Source organism: Rania fehmarnensis, assembly GCF_056494185.1.
The window spans coordinates 3,049,075-3,071,241 of sequence record NZ_CM151398.1; the positions used below are offsets into that span (position 1 = coordinate 3,049,075).

At 55.5% G+C, this 22,167-nt stretch carries 15 protein-coding genes; 6 read left to right on the plus strand and 9 right to left on the minus strand.

Annotated elements, in window-relative coordinates:
* Nucleotides 1-505: 505 nt before the first annotated feature.
* The 7 genes from SH573x_RS10265 to SH573x_RS10295 all read right to left on the minus strand — a co-directional run bounded on the left by SH573x_RS10265 (nucleotide 506) and on the right by SH573x_RS10295 (nucleotide 10,042).
* Nucleotides 506-1,312, minus strand: a complete 807-nt coding sequence (locus SH573x_RS10265; protein ID WP_479354733.1) for a transposase — start codon at nucleotides 1,310-1,312, stop codon at nucleotides 506-508.
* A 372-nt stretch (nucleotides 1,313-1,684) separates the two neighbouring features.
* Nucleotides 1,685-1,891 carry a SlyX family protein gene (locus tag SH573x_RS10270; RefSeq protein WP_479354735.1) on the minus strand — a complete coding sequence of 69 codons (207 nt, stop codon included), beginning with the start codon at nucleotides 1,889-1,891 and terminating at the stop codon, nucleotides 1,685-1,687.
* An 8-nt stretch (nucleotides 1,892-1,899) separates the two neighbouring features.
* Nucleotides 1,900-2,901, minus strand: a complete 1,002-nt coding sequence (locus SH573x_RS10275; protein WP_479354737.1) for a hypothetical protein — start codon at nucleotides 2,899-2,901, stop codon at nucleotides 1,900-1,902.
* A 79-nt stretch (nucleotides 2,902-2,980) separates the two neighbouring features.
* Nucleotides 2,981-5,395 carry a hypothetical protein gene (locus tag SH573x_RS10280; protein ID WP_479354739.1) on the minus strand — a complete coding sequence of 805 codons (2,415 nt, stop codon included), beginning with the start codon at nucleotides 5,393-5,395 and terminating at the stop codon, nucleotides 2,981-2,983.
* Nucleotides 5,395-9,132 carry a coiled-coil domain-containing protein gene (locus SH573x_RS10285; protein WP_479354741.1) on the minus strand — a complete coding sequence of 1,246 codons (3,738 nt, stop codon included), beginning with the start codon at nucleotides 9,130-9,132 and terminating at the stop codon, nucleotides 5,395-5,397. Before SH573x_RS10285 ends, SH573x_RS10280 begins: the two co-directional genes overlap by 1 nt.
* A 116-nt stretch (nucleotides 9,133-9,248) precedes the next feature.
* Nucleotides 9,249-9,671: an ATP-dependent zinc protease family protein gene (locus SH573x_RS10290; RefSeq protein ID WP_479354743.1), complete on the minus strand. Its 423-nt coding sequence runs from the start codon at nucleotides 9,669-9,671 to the stop codon at nucleotides 9,249-9,251.
* A gap of 17 nt (nucleotides 9,672-9,688) precedes the next feature.
* Nucleotides 9,689-10,042 carry a DUF971 domain-containing protein gene (locus SH573x_RS10295; protein ID WP_479354745.1) on the minus strand — a complete coding sequence of 118 codons (354 nt, stop codon included), beginning with the start codon at nucleotides 10,040-10,042 and terminating at the stop codon, nucleotides 9,689-9,691.
* Between the two features lie 117 nt (nucleotides 10,043-10,159).
* Here SH573x_RS10295 and SH573x_RS10300 point away from each other — a divergent pair, with 117 nt between their 5' ends.
* From SH573x_RS10300 to SH573x_RS10315, 4 genes are all read left to right on the plus strand, one after another.
* A complete protein-coding gene (locus tag SH573x_RS10300; protein WP_479354747.1) occupies nucleotides 10,160-10,564 on the plus strand; it encodes a PaaI family thioesterase in 405 nt (134 codons plus the stop codon).
* A 303-nt stretch (nucleotides 10,565-10,867) separates the two neighbouring features.
* Nucleotides 10,868-12,187: an APC family permease gene (locus tag SH573x_RS10305; protein WP_479356696.1), complete on the plus strand. Its 1,320-nt coding sequence runs from the start codon at nucleotides 10,868-10,870 to the stop codon at nucleotides 12,185-12,187.
* 40 nt (nucleotides 12,188-12,227) lie between these two features.
* Nucleotides 12,228-12,947, plus strand: coding sequence for a DUF268 domain-containing protein (locus tag SH573x_RS10310; RefSeq protein WP_479354749.1), 720 nt, complete (start codon nucleotides 12,228-12,230; stop codon nucleotides 12,945-12,947).
* A 34-nt stretch (nucleotides 12,948-12,981) separates the two neighbouring features.
* Nucleotides 12,982-13,389 carry a DUF1844 domain-containing protein gene (locus SH573x_RS10315; protein ID WP_479354751.1) on the plus strand — a complete coding sequence of 136 codons (408 nt, stop codon included), beginning with the start codon at nucleotides 12,982-12,984 and terminating at the stop codon, nucleotides 13,387-13,389.
* A 103-nt stretch (nucleotides 13,390-13,492) separates the two neighbouring features.
* Here SH573x_RS10315 and SH573x_RS10320 read toward each other — a convergent pair whose 3' ends face one another.
* Complete coding sequence (locus tag SH573x_RS10320; protein WP_479354753.1) at nucleotides 13,493-15,031, minus strand: hypothetical protein; 1,539 nt, start codon at nucleotides 15,029-15,031, stop codon at nucleotides 13,493-13,495.
* Between the two features lie 774 nt (nucleotides 15,032-15,805).
* On the opposite strand from SH573x_RS10320, the gene SH573x_RS10325 reads away from it, so the two are divergent.
* Nucleotides 15,806-17,371 (plus strand): DnaA/Hda family protein, encoded by a 1,566-nt coding sequence (locus SH573x_RS10325; RefSeq protein ID WP_479354755.1) that lies wholly within the window; start codon nucleotides 15,806-15,808, stop codon nucleotides 17,369-17,371.
* A 126-nt stretch (nucleotides 17,372-17,497) separates the two neighbouring features.
* Here SH573x_RS10325 and polA read toward each other — a convergent pair whose 3' ends face one another.
* On the minus strand, nucleotides 17,498-20,437 hold the full coding sequence (gene polA / locus SH573x_RS10330) for a DNA polymerase I (protein ID WP_479354757.1): 2,940 nt from the start codon (nucleotides 20,435-20,437) through the stop codon (nucleotides 17,498-17,500).
* 275 nt (nucleotides 20,438-20,712) lie between these two features.
* On the opposite strand from polA, the gene SH573x_RS10335 reads away from it, so the two are divergent.
* Nucleotides 20,713-22,122, plus strand: coding sequence for a hypothetical protein (locus SH573x_RS10335; protein ID WP_479354758.1), 1,410 nt, complete (start codon nucleotides 20,713-20,715; stop codon nucleotides 22,120-22,122).
* The last annotated feature ends 45 nt before the right edge of the window (nucleotides 22,123-22,167 follow it).

Consider the following 22,167-nt stretch of genomic DNA (forward strand, 5'->3'; position numbering starts at 1 on the left):
TGTCCCCAGCTGCTCGGAACCTTCTAATCCAAGCATCATCCGACCGATGGACCTATGTAGAGCAGCTGTCCCCAGCTGCTCAGCACCCTCTAACCAAAGCATCTTCCGACCAATGGACCAGTGTAGAGCAGCTGTCCCCAGCTGCTCGGAACCCTCTAACCAAAGCATCTTCCGACCAATGGACCAGTGTAGAGCAGCTGTCCCCAGCTGCTCGGAACCCTCTAACCAAAGCATCTTCCGACCAATGGACCAGCGTTACAGGGCAACGACTTGCCGGGTGCTGAGCGGCTGGGGACAGCCGCTCTACGACAAAGCATCTTCCGACCAATGGACCAGTGTTACAGGGCAACGACTTGCCGGGTGCTGAGCGGCTGGGGACAGCCGCTCTACGACAAAGCATCTTCCGACCAATGGACCAGTGTTACAGGGCAACGACTTGCCGGGTGCTGAGCGGCTGGGGACAGCCGCTCTACGACAAAGCGGCTGGGGATAGCCGCTCTACGACTTATGCTTCCCAATAGAAGTACTCGCCCAGGGACAATCTTGCTTTATTGGGGTTGTCGGCAATGTAAGTTCGAGTCCTTTCAAACTCATCTGTGCTACGAATCAAGTGGTCAAAAGGATCTGCTTCCCAGAAACAACCAGATCTACCCAACAGCTCATTAATCTGGCGAGCTGTGTAGCGCATCCAGCTCTGACCAATTACTTTCAGCCTGGCATCCTTGTAGAACATTCCCAACACATGTACATGATTAGGCATGATGACGAACCGATCGAGTTCATGTTTAGTACCACGATGATAGAGAATCGCGTCGGCGACAATCTTGGCGATCTTGGTATCTCTTAATAAACATTCACCGTGGCACTCATCGAGGCTGCGATGAAAAATGCGGTCACTTAGCCGCTTAAACTCATGCACCTCCTTCAAACTCAGTTGTTCCAGCAATTTAAAATGGTTTGGCGTTTGTTTTTTGACTGTCGAAGCAGCTAGTGCTATTGGAAGCCTACGCTCGATAAGCCAGCTTTCGAGCTCATATTGCCACGATTCTATAACCTCCTTTGGCATAGAATCAAACGTTCGGAATGTAACGAACGTAGCCGTACCTTCTTGAAACCAATGAGGCAAATTCCGGCCCGTGTGAATGTCTATATCGCGTTCGGGATCCAGGAAGCCAAATTTCTCTTTCTCTTCAGCACAGACAAACATCGCCTCATACCTCCTGGGCGAATTATACCATAGCAATTGAGCAGATCCGAACCAGCGTAGAGCAGCTGTCCCCAGCTGCTCGGAACCCTCTAATCCAAGCATCATCCGACCGATGGACCAGCGTTACAGGTAAGCGACTTGCCGGGTGCTGAGCGGCTGGGGACAGCCGCTCTACGACAAAGCACCTTCCGACCGGTGGACCAATGTAGAGCAGCTGTCCCCAACTGCTCGGAACCCTCTAACCAAAGCATCATCCGACCGATGGACCAGCGTTACAGGGCAGCGACTTGCCGGGTGCTGAGCGGCTGGGGACAGCCGCTCTACGACAAAGCACCTTCCGACCGGTGGACCAATGTAGAGCAGCTGTCCCCAGCTGCTCGGAACCCTCTAATCCAAGCATCTTCCGACCTGTGGACAAGTGTTACAGGGCAGCGACTTGCCGGGTGCTGAGCGGCTGGGGACAGCCGCTCTACGATGTTAATAATGTGGTGGTCTATCGAGCTTGGGATCAAAACTTTCTTTTAGTCGTTCACGCAGTGTTTTGATCTGCTCTTCCAGTCGCAGGTTGACGCGTTCCAGACGCATGATCTGTTGAGTGTGTGAGGTGACCACGTCGTTGAGTTGTTCGCACAAGCGTTGATGATGGGCGAGCTGTATCTCTAGTTCAGTGACTCGGTCGTTCATGTCAGCCATTAAAGTCCTGCGGCCTTCTGTGTTTCGCTGGCGCTGTTATAGACATCTGTCAGACGCAACAGCAATTGTTCGAGTTCATTCCAGTATGCTTCGGTGGGCGGATTGGGACGCTTGGCGCGCAGGGCTTCGATTTGCGATTCGATCTCACTTCGTTGGGCTAGCTGCTCGGGCGTAAGCTGCGGACCGCCGGGCAGGACTGAGAGCACGATCTTAGCAGCGATTGCGCCGTCGGGTTGTTTGCCGCCAGCAGCTGTTTTGACGGTGCGTACACCGCGAAAGAACTCGGCACCAGTGCCAAGTTTGTCACCGTTGTCGTCGATCAGCGCATGTTCGGTCGCCAAACGACTAAGCTCTTTATACAACTTCTCAGTCTTTAGTGATGCCGCCAGAAAGGCCTCCAGCAGTGAGACTTCGTCGTCGTGATCTATATCGGTGGCCGGGTCGAGCAGACTAGTCGCCAGTTGCTGACCGAAGCGAGCGTAGTTGTTCTCCGATCCGCTCTTAGTGGCCGTGACAATCACCCGCCCTGGCTGGCTTAATTCCGGTAGAAAGGGAGAACTGGATGAAGTGCAGTCAATAAATACCAGCTGACGGCCCATGGGTTGCAACCAAACCGACAACTCTTTAGAGCTGACATCGGGACCAACAAGATTAAATTTATGCTGGCCACGTTCGGAGGTGCCGTGTCCAATAAACACAATCCAGATCTGCTCTTTATCCGACTGGGCCGCTTGCTGGATCGACTGGCTCAATTGATCATGTTGCGACTTGGCACCAGCATTTGGCTCACTGCCGATTTCCGTGTACTGCCACTGCTGGACCTCGGACAGGCGTTTCCACTGATCGGCGGATTCTCGGAACTGCTGACCGTACTCGGGAGTGCCCGCAGCGCCCACCACTAGTATCAACTGCCTGGTCGGTTCCGCCGCCGTGGTGGTCGCAGGCAGGCAGCTTAGCCCGATCAGTAAGATAGTTGATGTGTAAAGTAATATGCTTGACATGTAAAGTATTTGTGATGTGGAGGTTTTAACACAGGCTGGAAGCCTATGCCACAGACACAGGCTGGAAGCCTATGCCACATTATGCCAGGCCGCGGAAGCGGCGGAGGCCCCATTCGATACAGAGGCAGCCGATGGTTAGCAGCAACCAGCTGGAACGGTGCCACAATGGTTCCAATCGCGTCTCGGTGATGGGCACCTGGCGGGACGGTAAACTGGCGACAAACGAATCGAGTTCGTCGATATCGATGATCTGACCGCCCGATTGTTTGGCCAACGCACTGAGCTCTTCCAAGTTAGGTGTCAGGTTGCGAAACTCAAGAGCCGACGGTTCGGCGGCCCAGCCGGTGTCGACGTCAGCGATGGCCGTGCCGTCGGCACTGGAGGCTTTGACGGATACGACGTAAGGGCCATCGGTTTGCGACCAGAAGTTGGCTGAGTACACTCCCGGTCGCTCGCGATCAGGCATGACATCGACTCCTACGAGTTTGCCATCGGGCGGCATCACGGCCACTTCGAATGTGGCGTTGTCCAGCGGGTGAAAACTTTCGTCGCGCACATGCATGACGATCTTGTGCGGATCCAGGGCGCCCTCAGGCGGAATGATTTCGACTTTTAATCGCCGCGGTACATCGGCCGTCAGCCACCGCGCTAGTTGTCGCCAGCATTGGGCCAGGTCGTCGGTGTCTTCGGTAGCGCGGCGCATGGTCCAACGCCACATGTCGCCAATGGTCAGCGCGCCGACACGGCCGCTTCCAAAATTTTGCACGATCATGGCGGGAACGGATTTGTCTTGTTCGTCGCTGGCTACCGCCATGATCGAGGCACCCGGTTTGATGTCCTTCAACTTGTTCCAAGTATAAAAGCGCGGCATTTGACTGAGACGTTTGGCTTCATCAACTTCGCTGGCTCGCAATCGCATCCATGGTTCAAGACTACCTTCGCGCGTCAGCCGATAAGCGATGCTGGGCGGTTCACCTTCGTCGGAACCCAGCACACTTAAAGTGGACTCCATGGCACTGGGCTCTTGGCTATCGGATTCATTTAGCGTACCTCCGGTACGCAGATAAACCGGCAGCAAGTCACCAATCGGTGTGTCGCGATATCCGCCTCGCTCGAACGATTCGCTGCCACCCATCATCAGCAAGCCACCACCTCGAGTCGCGACGAATTGGCGAATCAGCAGCATCTGCTCTTGGGTAAAGAAGCCGGCCTCGATGTCGTCCATGACAATTGCGTCGAATTGATACAGATCACTTTCGGCTTTGGGAAAGCCGCCTTTCAATTCTTCTGATTCGCGAACTCCGATGCGCAGCAGGATAGGTTCATCGTATTGCTCGGTGGCATCCTGTTCGTTTTCAAAGCCGGCGAACAGGGGATTGGTCGAACTGACGCTGCGATCGCGAAAATCAAAGCGGGCTTCTTTTTTGGCGATGCGAATGAGCGCGGCCAATCGCAGTTCTTGATCTTCTTCCACAGCCCGCTTGAAGAATTTAAAGTCCCAACTTGTGCGACCAGCGATGTACAGAATGCGATAGGGACCTCCGCCCCGATCGACCGCCAGCAAGCGCGTATTGTTGGTCGTCGTAACTTCCTGCCGACTGTCCGGCGCCAGGACTTCGGGATCATCTTCGCTCTTCAACATGGCTCGTACGCGTACGAACTGGATGCCGGGCTCGGTCGGTCGATATTGGAAACGCAATCGCTTCTGAAAGACATGGCTATCGGATCGGACGGTTTCGTCGGCAACGCTTTTGCCTTTCTCGTCGATCACGCGGACCACGATCGTCTGATCCTTCAAGCCTTGGCAGTTCACCGTGGCTTCGATTTGCACAGGCGCTAGTTCAAAGGCAGTCTGAGTAACCATCGGATCGGAGATCGAAATATCGCGCAGGTCATCGCGACCGATGTCGATGATGGGGTAGATAGGCAGTTTGTTATCGGCCGCGGAAAGGTCAGGTAATGAATCGGTAGCCATGCCATCGGTGAAGAGCATGACACCCACAGCGGGACGATTGACATAACGTTGGCTGACCGTGTCCACGGCATTGCCGACTGCAGAACTGTTGCCATCGAACTTGATTTGTTCGAATCCGTCCAGTGCTTTCAAGCGATTATCAAAGCCGTACAGTCGAACAGAGAAATCTTGAGCGGCCCGTGTGTGCCAACTGGCTTCGCGCCTCAAGACCTGCTTTAGTTTGTCTTCTAGCGAAGTCGTTTGGCCGGGAGCGCGGATCGACATACTGCGACTATTGTCGATCACGACCGCCAGCGCATTGGCACCAGGCTTGGGGCGAGTGGATCGTAGTTGGGGTTCCACTAAAAAAAGAGCCACAGATCCCAAAGCGGCAATCTTGAAAAGCGCCGAGAGCCACACGACCCAGCCTCGCTGAGGGCTGCGCGCCAGGCTCAGCACTACACAAATCAAACCGACCACGAATAAAGCGATCGCCACCGGTAACCAATCGCGCGAGCCAAACTCCAATCCTTCGGGCATCAACGACCACTCCCTAAGTTCTCGTAGTATTGACGCACCGATTCATTGAAGCGACCTGGTACGGGATCGCGATCGATTGGTACCAGCGAATTCTTATCACCAACTTTGCGCAACAACTCTTGAGAAACTTGTTTGCCCAGTTCACGGAGCGGGTCGGCGACGAGTTGTTTGACTAAATCCCAACGCGGCTCGGCTGCATGCTTCTTCACTTCAGTGCGCAACTCGCGAGCCGCCTGGCGTATCTGGGTCGCGCGGCTGCGCAGCTCAGGATCATTAACAAGCTCTTCGACTTCGCGCAGTCGATCCGAGAAATCGCGGAAGCCATCCCCCGTAATTGGACCTTCCCAGACACTGCTGTCGAACGCTTCTGTCCACGCGCCACCCGTGTTTCCACCATCACGCTGAGAACCAGGTTGTGAATCCCGCATACCAGGCTGCTGTTGGCGATTCGCATTGCCACGCAGCCCCGAAGGACCACCGCCCGACTGATTCGGCTGCTGTCCAGGTTGATTGCCTTGTTGTCCAGGTTGATTGGATTGCTGGCCAGGTTGGTTTTGTTGTCCAGGTTGGTTTTGTTGTCCAGGTTGATTTTGTGGCTGACCCTGTTGGTTGGGCGTGTCGCTTTGACTGGGTTGATTTGATTGCCCTGGTTGTTGCCCTGGTTGTTGCCCTGGTTGTTGCCCTGGTTGACCCTGTTGCTCCGAATTCTCAGGTTCTGCGCTGGGTGAGCCAGGTGTTTCCGCTTGAGATTCAGTGTTGGCAGTATCAGAATTTCTGCCGACCTCTTGCTCAACTTGCCGCGAGAGTTGCTGGAGTTGGTCCATAGCCAGGCGGAGTGAATCGACTTCGCTACCGAGTACCGCTTCGGCGGCTTTATCGATGCCTTCGCGCAGTTGTTCAATTTCTGTTTGTGTTTGCTGAGCCAGTTGTTGTGCATCGGAGGTTAAACCACGCTGCAGCAACTGCCGCGTGGTTTCCAAGTTCGCATCGGTTTGCTTCTGCTCGGTTGTGCGGAAAGTGTCGTACAGTCGCTGAGCCAAGAGCGGTTCGGGTTCTTCGGCGGCTTCGACCGTGCGCTTCATGTCTTGCATCAGTTGATCCAGCCGAGCTTGTTGCTCGGCCACTTGTTGTTCATATTCCTGGTCGGGTTGCTGGCTGCGCAGACGGTTGGAATCATCTGGTTGGTTGCTTTTCAGTTGCTCGGCCAGTTCTTGTTGGGCTTGCTCCAGCTCAGTTGCGGCGCCTTGCATATCGCGCATCGACTGGCTGAACTGGTTAGCTGATTCCTGTCGCACTTTGTCTTGCAACTCTTTTAATTCTTGTTCGGCTCGCGTGCCCGAGGCCAATGCCTGCGAAGTGTTGCCTTGGTTGAGTGCTTCGGATGATTGACGCAGGTTCTCGCGCGTTTGCTCCATTTGTTCTTGCGCTTCGGCTAGCGCCTCGTTGGACTGTTGTCCTTCCAGCTGCTCGCGCAGTTCATCCGCGTCTTCGAGCATCTGCTGCTGTTGTTGACGCAGTCGTTCCAAGCGTTTTTCGATCTCTTTGCGTTCTTCTTCGGTATCGGCCGTTTGCAGTGCGGCTTGCAGTTCGCGAATTTGTTCGTTGAGATCTTCTTGCCGAGCTGCTAGTTCGCGCAAGCGACTTTGAATCTGCCGCAGTTGGCTGTTCTCTTCCGATTGTTCTTCTTGAGCGGTCCGTTCACTCTCGTAACGGTTCTCTTGATTTTCGAGTTTCAACTGGTCGAGTTGTTGTTGACGCTGACGCGAGCGCGACGATTGGCCTTGTTGGCCTTGTTGTTGCTGGCTGCGACTAACTTCGAATTCTTTGGCCTGCAACCGCAGCAGGTCTTGGTAAGCTAGTTGAGCCATGCTGAGGGCTTTGCCCAGATCTTTAACGGTCAGCGATTCAGCGGATTTTTCTAATTGTTCCGCCGCCGATTTCATATGTTCCGCAGTCTTTTGAATCAGTTCCTCGCCGCCCGGCACGTCGATCTCGGCAGCCTTCTCGGCCAGCAGTTCGATCACTTCGCGTTGCGACTGAGCCAACACGCTGATGTCTGCCTGAGCCTCGGCGGGCAATTTACCTTTGGTTGCGGTACGACGTACGTTCCATGTACCTGTCACAATTTGCTTTTGGACTTCCAGCAACTCTTCGCTCTGACCGCCCTGCCCTTGTTGGCCTTGTTGCTGCCCTTGTTGGCGTCGTTGTTCTGCTGATTGTTGCTCGCCTTGACGGAATATTTCTTCGAAGGGTCGCACTTCAGCAAAGAACATATCGCTGGTAATGCGTCGGACTTCGTTGTCGTCGTCGCGATCTTCGACCCAGACATGATAGGACAGCAGCTGATCAGGCTGGGCTTGCAGATTTTCCATTGCGACCAGTTCCGCTAACTCGGCTGTCTTGGAGATCTGGGGCTTATCGCCTTTGGGTTCGATGGGCAGGGCAACGTCGACAGGCTCTTCGCCGGCCATTTGATAACTCAGCCCGATGCGCTCCAGGCCAAAATCATCACTGACTTTGGCCGAGATCAAGAACTCTTCTAGCGGCGAGACACGTACGTCGCCGGTGGCCAATTTGATCTTGGGTGCCGTATTGGGCAGCGCTTTCAAGGACAGCTTTACCTCAGCCTTGTTGGTTCGCTGGGCTTCATCGGTCAGCTTCAATTGCCAGGTGTGCGACTGAGAGACATGTTCAGTCGCGCGCAGGAGCTGTGGATTCTTTTCATCGGCGATCAGTTGTAATTCCGCGCCTTCTTCATCGACCAGTACTGCACGCGTGACCGCTTTGTTGGTGTAGCACAGCCATGTCAAATCGCTGCCGACAACTGCGCTAACCCGGCGCGTGTCCACAATCGTCTTGTCTTGCAGCTCCGTGTAAGCCGGGTATTTCAATTCGGCATCCGCTCGTACCAGGGCGGGATATTCGAAGACCTGGACTTTGTATTCTTGGCTAGACCGCTCGTCGTACTGGACTTTGTAAGTCAAGGGTGCCCGGATATCCGTCATGTAGGCGGCGTACAGTGGATCATCCAGCGATCGTCGCATGGGTTGCATGCCGGCTTGAGTATCGCCAACGCGATGCAAACTGACTTGGGCCGGAATCGAACTTGGAAACTTGGCGGTGACAATCAGACTGGAACCTAGTTCCACTTCCGTGTCGCCCGGTTCGATGACCGGTTCGACTGACTTGGACTTCGAAGAAGCGGATGCGGCAACCTGCTGCTCGGGTGTTTGTCTACCAAGGGTGGCTAGTGATCCGGCGATGACTAGCAGCACGACCAGCGCCGGTAGATTTAACAACCAGGCCAACGTCAGGCGGCGCTTGGGGATAGTATCAGCCCAGCGATGTTGATCATCATGTGCGACCGCAGAATCGATCAGACTCTTCTGCAGAAATCCAAACTTCCCATCGGGACGAGTGGGACGTTGTTCGATCGCGGCCAGCAGTTTCTCGCCCAACGTTGGAAAGCTTTGCTCGACATGCTGAGCCGTGGCTCGCAAGTCTTGACGCTGCCAAAAAGCGGCCACGCTGAACCACACGCCCAAGAGACAAGCCGCGATCAATAGACTGGCGGCAATGCTTGGTCCAATCGACCAGGCCGCATTGCCAGCCATGATCAAGCACACCAAACCAATCAGCGCCAACACCAACCAAGTGGCATTGAGTCGCCAGGCCAAACGCAATGAGCGCATGCGCGCGGCCACTTGTTGCAGCCGTTGCTGAATTCGGAAATCCATCTGAAGAGCTCCCGTGTTTCTGGGACACCAGAACCTTCAGTATACAAGATTTGAAGTCTCAAACTTCAAATCTCGAATTTGAAATCTGAATTTGAAGGCTAGACGTGTCGACGTGCCTAGCTCTGCAGAAACGACTTGCTCGGGTCGATCAGAAATCGCTTGGAAATGGCCGAGCGTCCTAGCAGCATGCGAAAACCCATTTCGTCGCGATTGGTCAGCGTCAACTCAATCGACCAGGTTCGTTCGCCCATGCGCGCGATCGTTTCGATCACCGGCCGCCGCTGGGCATGACCTGAGGAGGAGCGGACCAGTCGATATTCGAGCAAGCGGGCTCGAACTGGAATGGCTGGTTCCGTGTGGCTTTGCAAAGGATGTACCACAAAGTGGACCCAATCTTGCTGGCCATCGTTTTCGATTCGCACATCAAAGGCATGCAAACAACTGGAACGCGCGCCCGTATCGACCTTGGCTTTGATTTGCGGAATACCCAGTTCGGGCAAGGCAACCCATTCACGCCAACCGAGTAACGGCCTGTTCACCAGCTCTGTTTTATGCGTCACGGCGTCCCCAATTGCCTTAGCAGGTCGAATGTAAAGATGCCTGAATCGTGTCCATCGGAGAAGGCGATGTTATAGGCGTAGTTGCCCAGCGGTTGCATCCGCAAGATCCGCAGCGGTTGAAGTTCGCCAGCCGAAAGGACCGGCAGCGATCGCAGCTTGCCGGCACTGGCTGCGGCCTCTTGCTGTTTGGCTCGCTGCTTCTCTTTGCAGGTTGCGCACGGGCAGCCGTCGCGGAGTTTTACTGCCGTATAGTTCAGCTTTTGACCATCACTCCAGGTAATCGCCAATCCAAACTCGCCTGTGCGCTGGATCGCTTCAGGCACAATCGGTCCCTCGGGTTCAAGACTCATGCAGTAAAAGACTTCATTTCAAGTTAGAATCACTAAGCTGTTGACCGGCTTCAGCTGGGGTCAGCAGTCCCTAATCTACCGAACGATTCCACACTGAACAATTGGAAGGAAACAGGTTTGCCACCAGCGATCGACGCGGGCGATTCCTTTGCCCATGCTCCCATCAGTCAGTTTATTGGCCTGAAAGTGGAACCAGGTCCTATCGGCCAAGCAGTCGTGCATCTGGCTGTAGACGAAAAAATGCACAATCCGATGGGAGCTGTTCATGGTGGTGTAATCGCCCTGCTGGCCGATGCGGCCATGGGCATCGCCTTCGGCCGTACGCTCAGCGATCCATCTGCCTTTGCCACGGTGGAAATGAAGGTCAGCTACCTGCGGCCAGTAAAAGCATCGCGACTGACGTGCACCGCTACGCTAGTCTCGCGTGGCTTGCGAATCGGCTTTGTAGAGTGCATTATCGTTGACTCGCGCCGGAAAGAAATCGCGCGAGGTTCGTGCACCTGCACGGTCAATTCATTGTAAACTTCCGACTTTCCGGGTTTCGCTTACCCCTTACCCCTTACACATCGTCCAGCTTTTATGTCGTGGACGCGAAATCATAGGCGTGGTGCATTCCGCTGCAAACACTTTCACTGCGGTAACGAGCCCCCTCCCGGAGCCTAGCTTAACGCTGGCTCCGACCTCCCCCAAGCAAAGCTTGGGAGAGGTGACATAAAGCCCATCACACAACTAACTTAAAAGCTGTACCTTACTCCTTACTCCTTACTCCTTACTCCTTACTTACTCCAAATTTCAAATTCGAATCACAATTCGCAAGGTCTTGGGCTGACGACGCTGGTGCTGCTGGTAGTCGCATCGATGATTGGCATCGGTTGCTTCTTCAGCAGTGGTTATGCGTTATTGTCGCTGGGCAATCCATCGCGAGTGATCTTGGCTTGGATCCTGTGCGGCGTATGGGCCCTGGCTGGCGCGATTGCGTACGGGGCCTTGGCCAAGCGTGTGCCACTTTCGGGCGGTGAATATCTATACTTGACCCGTTTGATCCATCCGAGCATTGGCTTTCTGGCCGGTTGGATCTCGCTGGTGGCGGGTTTTACGGCACCGATCGCGGCCATGTCCAAAGCGGTGGTGACCTATGCTCTGCCTTCAGTCGGTCAGGGCCACTGGGCATCGCTGTGCGCGTCGCTGATTATCTTGCTGGCCTGCGTGATGCACGCAGTGCGCGTCGAACTGGGCGCCACGGTTCAGAACACAATTGTCTTCGTCAAGCTGGGGTTTGTCGCGGTATTTTTGATCTTGGCTGGGTTGCAGCTGGGGAACACTCCAGTCTGGCAAGGTGGGCAGTTGCCCGAGCGCAGCTTGGATATGTGGCCCAGCGATTTTTCGGGCTATGTAGGCTTGCTCGCCGCGATGAGTTGGCTGTCGCTCAGCTACACCGGCTTCAACGCGGCGGTCTATGTGGCCGGTGAGTCCCAAGCAGCGCAGCGCAATGTGCCGCGTGCCATGTTACTGGCCACGGTGTTGGTGATGATCATGTATGTGACGCTGAACGCCGTTTTCGTATGGGCCGCGCCGACGGCGGAAGTGCAGAGTGATCCTGGCACCATTGGCCTGGCAGCCGCGCGCAGTTTCGGACCAGGCATCGAACCCATGCTGCGCACGATTGTTTCTTTAGCGGTGTTGAGCAGTGTCTTCGGCATGCTGATGGCGGGACCGCGCGTGTATGTGCAGATGGCGCGCGATGGCGTCATGCCACAGTTTCTGAATGCACCCAGCGGAGTTCCACGCCTGGCCATCTGGTTTCAAGCCTTATTGAGCATCGTCATCGTCTGGTTTGCCCGACTGGAACAGTTGATCGGTTATTTAGGCATGACCCTGGCGGCGTGTAGTACGCTGGCAGTAAGTGCTCTCTGGTTTATGCCACGTACCCCAGCGCAGCCAGACGACAACTCGCCGGCCTTGGCCCCGTTGACCATCGTCGAATTCGCGGCCGCCGCTCTTTATTGCTTGGGCACGATCGCTATGCTGGTGGCCGTCTTGGTGGAAGGTCAGCGGCGCGAGCAACTGTGGGCCATGTTGGCCACTTTTGTCGTTGGTGGGCTGGTGTATGTTTTGTGGCGGGCCAAGGCTCAGCGAAGTTCGTAGCTTCTTGTTTGTTATCTCAGGTCGGAAAGGATGCCACTCAATGGCGCTTAGCAAGCCGTGGCGCATGGTGCGTTTTATTCGCGAGTACGCACGCTTTGCGCGGCTGCATCGCGCGCAGCGACCTGAACTGCCGCTGCAGTGGCAAGACCGCTGGCCTAGGCTAAATGACCGCACGACGCATTTGCCATTTGATGCTCATTACACTTATCACACCGCTTGGGCCGCGCGGGTTCTGGCCGAGACTCGTCCTGAGCGGCACGTCGACATAAGTTCGCTGGCGTACTTTGCCACACTCTGCTCAGCGTTTGTGCCGATCGAGTTCTACGATTATCGACCAGCTGGCATTCACTTGAGCAATTTGACGTGTGGGGCCGCCGACTTGTGCCATTTGCCATTCAGCGACCTAGCACTGGAGTCTGTATCGTGTATGCACACGATCGAACATATTGGACTGGGGCGCTACGGAGATCCACTGGATGCCACGGGCGATCAGCGCGCACTGCGCGAACTGGAACGGGTGGTCGCGCCTGGGGGAACGTTGATTGTGGTCGTGCCGGTGGGTGCTCCACGCGTCCAGTACAATGCGCATCGCATCTACGATCCGCAGATGATCCAATCCAGCCTGCCACAACTGACTCTTGCCAAATGGGCTCTGCTACCAGATGATGCCAAGAATGGCCTGGTTGAAAACCCGCCGCTGCAAATGGCGCAGAGCCAACGCTATGGCTGTGGCTGTTTTCATTTTGTCAGGCCGCAATAAACCAACCTTCAAATTTCGATGCCTGCAGGTCACTATGAGTCAAGAAGAGAAACCCAAACTGATTATTGACGAAGATTGGAAAACCCAAGTTGAGCGAGAGCGCGAAGCGCTCAAGCCGGCTCCAGAGACGGAGCCATCGCCACCGGCGGAAACTCCGGCCAGCTCTGCCGCCGAGGATGAGCCACTGCAACTTCCGCCTGCATCGTTTCCGTTTTTGGTCTCGATGCTGGGTACACAAGCCCTGGCGGCCCTTGGACAACTGCCGCCCGAACAAGGCGGCGCGGCCACACCGCAACTGGATCATGCCAAGCACTTCATCGACCTGCTCGACGTTCTGGAACGCAAGACCAAGGGCAATCTCGAACAGGCGGAATATGATCTGCTGGCCGATTGGTTGCATCAACTGCGCATGACCTTCGTAGCCGCATCAAAGCGCGCTTAATTAGACATCGCTAAACAAACCGTAGCCACCGTCGCCAGACGGTGGACCGCGAATTGGTGGCCGCAGTTGCCCTTGCTGTTTGTCCACCAGCTGGCGATGGTGGCTACGTTGGTACGTGCCACTTTAATTCGATGGTCACTTGACCATCGATCAGATCCGCCAGGCGATCGCAGCGTGCGACGATCTCGATCAAGCGCTTGCAGAGGTTCAATTGTTCGCTGACAAACTTCTTTTGCTCAGCCACCGCGGCGCGGGCTTGAGTGGGTGGTTTAGTTTTAGCCAGCGCGTCGGCTTGCCATTGCAATTGCAGCTGACTGGCTTGCAAATTCTTCAAGAGCGGATCGAGCCATTTGCGGCTGAGCGGCAAAGTCAGCTGCGGCATATCTTCGGCACTACCATAGAACAGTATATCCATTTCACCTGCGCGTTTGCCACGCTGCAAGGCTCTTACAACCAGGCAGACGCGAGGCGTGGCGTCGACCTCGTCGAACAGTTGCCAGGTGCACTGCGACTTGGGCTCGAGCGTTTGCGTTTCGGCAGCAGGACATAGAAAACCATCGGGACGCTCAAGTTTCATGGTCGCCGCCGTGGGTTTGCCTCGCACGTCCGAACTGCGTGGTGCCGTTACGTGGATGCGGAATTGATCGCGTGTGAGCATCAGTCCGCTTACGGATGTTTCGCCTGTGGTCGTATCCTCGCCGCCAGGGCCCGTGGTATCTGCGGCGGTTGCATCGCTGGCCTGCGCTTCTTTGATCGTCTGTGCGACCTGCTGCATCACATCCGCAGGTTCAGTTGTAGTTATATCGGTTGTTGAAGTTACATCGGTAGTTGAAGTTGAGTCGGTAGTTGAAGTTGAGTCGGCAGCAGTACCGTCCACGGCGGAGCTTGAATTATCGATTGAGGCAAGTGAATTGGGTTGGACTGGGTTAGGGGTGAGCGTTGCGTCGAGGCTGGGGCTGATGGCGACGCTGGCAGCAGCTATCGACGGTTGTCCAGCGATGATTTCATCAAGGCTTTGCGGCTGGGCGAGCTGCTCGGGTGATAACGACTCCATGGCCAGCTCAACATCCTGCTGCGCGGATTTCGCAGACGCTGCCGACTGCTTGGGCTCTTTTGAATCAGAAGGGCCTGCGGGTGTCGATGAAGCTGCGGTCTGCTTGCGTGTCGCTGATGGCCCCCAGGCTACAAAGGCTAACACTAGCATCACTAGGGCTCCAACTGCGGACACGATGATGTTTGTCTGTGACCACGACTTAGCCCGCGTTGGTAGTCGTCGTCGGCTGCGCGCGGTTGGCGCGACTGAACTGGGCGCTGCTGAGCTGGTGGCATCGTACGTGGTGGCAAGCGGCTCGGCCACGAAATCCGACCCTGCCGCAGGTGGCGGTGGACACGCGGTTGGTTCCAGCCAGGTTCGTAGATCGGCCAGTCCCTGGCGACACATGTCCGAGGTGGCTCTTGTCAGATCCAAATGGCCGTCGACAGCCACGCTGATGTCCATCCAGCTTTGATTTGGGGTGATGCCCGACGCTTCTTTAACGGAGGGTTCAGAGAAGTGCGCAGCGTGCAACTGCCACGCCCAATCTCGGAGGATATCGCGAGGTGGCAAACCGTGCATATTCAATAACTGACCAACAGAAGGCATCGGCCCCTCCTTCTTTGTAGCGGAATGCGTCAAGCATTTCGAGCAGCAACTCGTAGCGGAATGCGTCAAGCATTTCGACCAGCGGATCCATAGTGCGGCGATAGCATGCCTGCTGTCGAAAGCCTTGACGGCTTCCGCTACCAGTACAAGCGTCCTGCTGTCGAAAGTCTTGGGCGGCTTCCGCTGCCAGTATATGCCCCCAGCCGAGCGACACCCAAGTGGTGGAAGGCCGGGATTCCGCGCCAAGTTGGACAGGGTGGTCGTCGTCGAGTCAGGGACTCCGGGAGCCCACTTTCTGCGGCAGCTGCTCGAGCGTAGCCCAGGTGATGCTAGCAAATAGCCTAAGGTATTGCCCGCCAACAACTTACAAGATTGTCTAAAGTTTCCCACTTGGTTGGTCGACGTAAGTGTCAACATTTTTTCCACGGAAGTGGGCTAGCGTTTATTAAGATTTTAAGAGAGGCTACCCTAGTGGAAATAGTTGTAAGCTCCGCTGGTCGCGGGCCTTTCGCTTCTGATCGTCTCATCCGAGCCCTGACTGTGTTTGACACTCAAGCTAGCAAACCTACAATCGGCCAGACCCAATGCGGACCAGTACCAGTGGAACGCCCGAGGGACTATTCCGCCGACCGTTTGCAGCGCCAGGATTTGTGGCCCTCTTTTTGTGCGATGCAAGCGTTCGATGCGCGGGGCAGGGTGTGCCCCGTGGTCTATCAAGGAACCCATCTCGCGCGAATGATCGCGCGTAGAGACCGATAGGAGTGCGCGCCCAGCATGGCACAAGATGTGAACCAGAGCGAAATGGATGTCGCCACGCAAGTGCGATTGGCTCTGGTGGCACGGATCAGCCACGAGCGTTACGAACTTTGGATGCCCGAGGAAGCTCGTTGGCAATGGAGTGATGGTACCCTGACCATCGCCATGCCGCATGAGTTCTCGCGCAACATTGCCAAGCGCATGCTCCACGACGAGCTGCGCGAAGTTGTCAATCAAGTGGTGGCGCCTGCTGCTACGATTTCATGGCAAGTAGCTGAACCGGAAGACTCTGAGTTCATACTGGTGACCGCTGGGGTAACCGAGCGGGCCGGTGGCGAACAGGATGTTGTCACAGTCGCTGGTGCTGAGCCTATCGAACTGGCCGGTGCACTTCCTGACTCGAGCGACTCGATGCGCCACATATCAGTTGGCGGTGAGCCGATTAGTGATGCGGCTGCGCGATATGAGACTGGTGAAAAAGAGCCAGTAGAAAAAGAGCCATCCGAGAAAGAGGCTAGTTGGAAGCCCACTGTGCAGGTGAGCAACAGGCCGCCAGCCGATTTGTGGTCCGAGTTCATTCCAGGTTCAGCCAATCAAATGGCTTGGACCACGATCAACATGATTGCCAGTGATCCGGGCAGCATGACCCCTGCTCTGCTGTACGGTCCATTCGGTGTGGGCAAATCCCACTTGGCTGCCGCGCTTGCCCAGCGTTTACGTTCGCAACGTCGTCAACGCCGCGTGATTCATATCACTGCCGAACAATTTACGAACGACTTTACCGAAGCTCTGCGTGGTAGCGGTTTGCCGATGATGCGTCGCAAGTATCGCGACGTCGACACGTTGATCTTAGACGATCTGCAATTTGTACTGAACAAAAAAGCTACCATTGGCGAATTGCGACAAACGCTCGATAACTTGCTCAAAGGTAACAAGCAGGTGGTCTTCCTGTCGGATCGACCACTAGTGGAACTGGAGGGTCTGGGAGCCGACTTTATTGGTCGGCTGCGAGGCGGACTGGTCACACCTCTGTTGCCGCTGGATGAAACCACACGGTATGGGATTCTCAAACGTGACTTGCGCATTTGCGAAGTCAGTTTGTCGGATGACATCGTCCTGCAAATTGCCGCGCGAGCCATTGGTGATGGCCGCTTGCTCAAAGGTATTGTCAAGCGATTGATGGCGACATCGTATTTAAACGAACATCCGCTAACCTGGGATGAATCGTGGAACGCCATTTATGACTTGGTGCAAGCCACTCAGCCGATTGTGCGATTGGGTGATATCGAGCGCGTGGTCTGCGAAGTCTTTGGCCTGGAGCCCGAGAGCTTGCAGTCCGATCGCAAGACGCGTCAAGTCAGCCAACCGCGAATGCTGGCCATGTTCTTGGCTCGCAAGTACACCCCGGCTGCGTATCAAGAGATCGGCGAGTACTTTGGCAAACGCCGCCACAGCACAGTCATCTCGGCTGAAAAAACGGTGGGTGCCTGGTTGGCAGATAACGCGAGCTTGCAGTTGCCCCGCGGTCGTCTGTCGATCCGCGAAGCCATGCGGCATGTCGAAGCCAACTTGCACGTCGGCTAAGGGTAGCCACCGTCGCCAGACGGTGGACACTCGTAGCCGCAGTACGTAGCCACCGTCGCCAGACGGGGGATTCACGTGGCGGCGCAATCCACCGCTTGGCAGCGGTGGCTACCTAAACAACGAAGTCTATTCACACTCGGCCCAGTTGGTGCCAGACTTGGCGTCAACTTTTAGGGGCACAGCCAATTCGATGACTTGGGTCATTTCATGGCGCACGAGTTGTTCGAGCTCGACTGCATCTTGTGGGGCCACTTCGAAAATTAGTTCATCGTGAATCTGTAACAATAGTCGGGCTTGCACGGACGATTGCTTCAGCCGTCGCCACACATTGATCATGGCCAGTTTGATCAAGTCGGCGGCTGTGCCCTGAATGACTGTGTTGACCGCAATTCGTTCGGGTTCGATCAACACGCGCCTGCGCTGTTCGGGAAGTTCCCGAAAATTGCGGACGCCTTTTACTTGGCGCCGCCGCCCCAGCAGCGTTGAGACCCAACCACGCTCCCGACATTCGCTGAGCGTTTCAATGATAAATTCGCGCACTCCCGGCAAGCCGGCAAAGTACGCATCGATAAACGTCGCGGCTTCGTCTTTCGAGATCTTTAACGACTTGGCCAGGCCGAACGGACTCTGGCCGTAGATGATTCCGAAGTTAATGGCTTTAGCGCTGCGACGTTGGGCGGAGGTGACTTCTTCGATCGGCACACCATAGACTTGAGCTGCGACTTGCGCGTGAATGTCGCGATCTTGTTCAAAGGCGGCAATCAGATTTGCATCGCGACAATAATGCGCCAGCACGCGCAGTTCAATTTGAGAATAGTCAGCTGCCAGCAATAACCAACCGGGCTCGCCAGCGCAGAAGGCGGAACGAATCTGTCGACCTTCTTCGGTGCGAATCGGGATGTTCTGCAAGTTAGGATCGCTGCTACTGAGTCGACCGGTGGCCGCTACATCTTGACGAAACGATGTATGAATGCGGCCGGTCTTGGCGGAGATCAGACGTGGTAGAGCATCGATGTAAGTGCCCTTCAGCTTGGTTAGCTGTCGATATTCGATCAGCACGTTGGCGATCTCGTGATCGGATAACTCTTGCAACACCTCCACATCGGTGCTGGGACCAGAGGGCGTGCGTTTGATAACCGGCAAGCCCAGCTTTTCAAACAGGATGCTGGCCAACTGCTTGGGTGAATCCGGATTAAACTCCTCGCCAGCCAAGGTCACGATCGTGTCGCGCAGGTGGGCAATGCGGGCATCGAAGCGGCCGCTCATCGCTGACAACTTTTCGGGCTCGACGCGAATACCCAGGTATTCCATATCTGCCAAGACTTCGACCAACGGCATCTCGACGCGATCAAACAGCTCCTTCAGTTGCAGTGAGTGCAGCTCGGCCATCAAGGGCTCAGCCAAACGCCAAGGTACGTCAGCATCTTCGCTGGCGTATTCGGCGATCAACTTGAGATCCACTTGATTCATGCACAGTTGATTTTTGCCGCTGCCGATCAAATGCGTGATCGGAATGGTCTCATGCCGCAGTCGTCGTTTGGCGATATCGTCCAGCGAATGATTGCGTTGACCGGGATCGAGCAAGTAGTCGGCGACCATCGTATCGCAGTATAGGCCTGCGACTTCGATACCCTGGTTGCGCATGACCACTAAATCGAATTTGAGGTTCTGTCCAACTTTGCGAATCAGTGGATCGGCCATGATGGGAGCGATGGCAGCGTTGACCTCGCCAATGGGCAAGATCGTTTCATGGCCAGGTGCCGACACGGGAATATAGGCAGCTTGCCCTATGCCCCAGGCGAATGAATAACCAACTGGATCACCATCGCGCGGATTGGTCGAGGTGGTTTCGGTATCGAAAGCGATGACGACCGCCTGCGCCAACTGCTTGACCACATGACTTAGCTGTTCGCTGGTTGTGATGCATTGATAGTTGGTTAACCAGGCGACCGGTTCGGGTTCAGGAACTGGGTCTTTACCCAACAGACGTTCGGACAATCTTCGCAGGCCGAGCTCTTTGAACAGTTCGTCTAGCTCCGCCACATTTTTGCGGCTGAAGTTAGCGCTGCCCCAATCAAGTTCCAGTGGTACATCGCTGCGCAGGCGCACCAACTCGCGCGATAGCAGTGCTTGGTCGCGGTAGTTGCGTAAATTTTCTTGCCGCTTTTGACCGTTGACCTTATCGGCATTGGCCAAAATGTTTTCGAGCGTGCCAAACTGATTGATCAACTGCTCGGCCAATTTGGGGCCAATCAAGGGCACGCCGGGAATGTTATCAACTGAGTCACCCACCAGCGATTGGAAGTCGACAACTTGGTCCGGCGCGATGCCCCAGGTTGTCTTCAGTTCGTCGATTCCGAACATCTCGTCCTTGCGGATGTTGTAGATGGAGACTTGTGGATTGAGTAACTGACGGCAATCTTTGTCGGCGGTCACCAGGATACAACGTCCATCGCCAGCGGTAATTTCGGCGGCCAGAGTCGCCAGCACATCATCGGCTTCGAAGCCCGGCACACCAATCAGCCCGACTCCCAGCGCCGCCAGACCACGCTGAATCAGCGGGATTTGCAGACGCAATTCATCGGGCATCGATTCTCGATGGGCTTTGTACTGCGGGTAGATTTCGTTGCGAAACGTAATCTCGGACATATCAAAAGCGCACCACATAAAGGCCGGTTCGAGACGCTGGCGGAGATCGGCCACATCGCGCAGGAAACCGAAGACCGTGGAAACTGGGAAACCGGCCGGCGAGCTCATGGGGGCCATGGCATGGAATAGTTGATAGATCAACGAATGCGAATCGATAACCACGACTGTCTGGCCTGCCAGATCGGGCGTCACACCCGGAGGCGGCGAATGGGCCGGTGCTGGCCAGGTGTCTACGGGTGGTGCCGAGCGGGCCGCGAGGGCTGGGGCACGCATGGCCGGTGTGGGCACGACAGGCGGCTGTGGCGCGGGTTTGGCAACGGGCGCTGGCTTGGCTTTGGAGGCCGCTGCACCGCGGCGCCGGGCTGGCCGCTCTGGCTCGGGCTCAAAACCTTCGAGCATTGGCTGGTAGTCTGCCATCGTTCTATTTGTGCAATCCGTTTTAGCGAGCTGGAATTGGAAAACTGAATTGAAGCCTGCTGGCTACCGGTGAAACCACCCGGGCCCGTTAAAATCCGCTCCCCACCGGAGTGGATAACTCACGTGTTTGCTGGAAAAATTTGACGACCCCACCCCCTCTATATAGACTCAGAGAGTCAGAGGACCTCGTCGCCACTTCCTTACCTTATCAACGGCACGCGCACATTATGGCAGCTCGGGATCGGAATCTCTTTGCCTGGCAGGCATACGTTATTGTGACGTCCATCATATCGCTCGGCCTGTTGGTTGGCGTGTTCATCCTATGGAAAATCCATACCGATTTGGTGAAAACCAACACGGCCAAGGTTGAAGAAACGACCAAACTCAACAGCGAGAAACTGCTGGCCGACAAGCGGGTTGCGCGGTTGAAGGCCATGTTGGGCTACGGCGACAACAAAGACAACTATCTGGCTGATGAGTTGAAGAGCGATCCTGAGATGCAGGATGTCGAAAAGAACTTTCCGATCGACATGGAAGTATTCAGTGCGTCCGAAGCTAACAAGAACTATCGTCAGTTTCCTGCGACCCTCATCGATACAATTCGCGCACGCAACAAGCAGCTCGAAGAGAATAAGAAGGAATTGCAGCGTTTGACCGAAGAAAAAGCTGCGTTGGCCAAGAGCGAAGCCGAAACCCGCGCCGCTAACGATGCTGCCAAAAAGAAAGCCGAAGACGATCTGGCTGCTACTCGCGAACAACACGCGCAAGAGATCGCCAAACGCAATCAACAAGAAGCTGAAACACAGCAAACGATCGACAAGATCAAGAAGGAATTCGATAGCGAAAACGACAAGCTTCGTCGCCAAGTCGCACAACTGACTTCGGATAACAAAAAACAAGCTGAAACGATTGCCGATCAAGCGGAGAAACTTAAGGGTTTCATAGATAACTCTTTCTCGGCTCCTGCGGGCTCAGTGGTCAATGTGGCGGATGCTGGTCGTAAGGTGTGGATCAACATTGGCTCGGCAGACGGGCTACGTGAGGGCGTGACCTTTGTCGTGCTCGACGAGAACACCCGCGACGCCGCCACCGGCAAGGTCAAGGCCGAGATGGTCGTCGAGAAGGTCGTTGAGCCTCATTTGGCCGAATGCACCGTGACGTCGGGCGTATCGAAGAATCCCGTCGTTCGCAACGACTTGGTCTTCTCCCCGGCTTGGAGCAAAGGTCGCTCGGTTGAATTCGCCTTGGTCGGTCTGATCGATACCAACAACGACGGCCGCGACGACCGTGACCTGGTTAAATCGCTCATCCAAGCAGCCGGTGGCAAAGTCGTGGCGGAAGTCCTGCCTAATGGCACCGAAAACAAAACCCCTGGCATGAACGTCAATACCGACTGGGTGATCATGGGTACCGATGTGGTCACCGGCGGTAACCCCACCGGCGAGCAATTGGAACGGGCTAAAGCCTACGCCAAGTTCGTGAACGAATCCAAACTCTTCAGCATCCAGCAGATGAGCACCGCGAAACTTCTCGGGTACCTCAAGTCGAAGAACGACATGCGGACTATTCCTCTGGGCACCCAAACCCGAGGCACCGACTTCCCCGCGTCGTCCGTAAATGGGGTCATCAAAGAATCCAACGGAGCCGTTTCCGACCTGTTCCGCCAACGACGCCCACCCAATTAATGGGGGGTAAGTGCTGTACAGTTATGCTGTATGGCAAATATCAAT

Bases quoted from the DNA above. Each gene is read 5' to 3' on its own strand.
- SH573x_RS10265 (WP_479354733.1), bottom strand. From the start codon at position 1,312: ATGATGCTTGGATTAGAGGGTTCCGAGCAGCTGGGGACAGCTGCTCTA.
- SH573x_RS10270 (WP_479354735.1), bottom strand. From the start codon at position 1,891: ATGAACGACCGAGTCACTGAACTAGAGATACAGCTCGCCCATCATCAA.
- SH573x_RS10275 (WP_479354737.1), bottom strand. From the start codon at position 2,901: ATGTCAAGCATATTACTTTACACATCAACTATCTTACTGATCGGGCTA.
- SH573x_RS10280 (WP_479354739.1), bottom strand. From the start codon at position 5,395: ATGCCCGAAGGATTGGAGTTTGGCTCGCGCGATTGGTTACCGGTGGCG.
- SH573x_RS10285 (WP_479354741.1), bottom strand. From the start codon at position 9,132: ATGGATTTCCGAATTCAGCAACGGCTGCAACAAGTGGCCGCGCGCATG.
- SH573x_RS10295 (WP_479354745.1), bottom strand. From the start codon at position 10,042: ATGAGTCTTGAACCCGAGGGACCGATTGTGCCTGAAGCGATCCAGCGC.
- SH573x_RS10310 (WP_479354749.1), top strand. From the start codon at position 12,228: ATGGCGCTTAGCAAGCCGTGGCGCATGGTGCGTTTTATTCGCGAGTAC.
- SH573x_RS10315 (WP_479354751.1), top strand. From the start codon at position 12,982: ATGAGTCAAGAAGAGAAACCCAAACTGATTATTGACGAAGATTGGAAA.
- SH573x_RS10320 (WP_479354753.1), bottom strand. From the start codon at position 15,031: ATGCCTTCTGTTGGTCAGTTATTGAATATGCACGGTTTGCCACCTCGC.
- SH573x_RS10325 (WP_479354755.1), top strand. From the start codon at position 15,806: ATGGCACAAGATGTGAACCAGAGCGAAATGGATGTCGCCACGCAAGTG.
- polA (WP_479354757.1), bottom strand. From the start codon at position 20,437: ATGGCAGACTACCAGCCAATGCTCGAAGGTTTTGAGCCCGAGCCAGAG.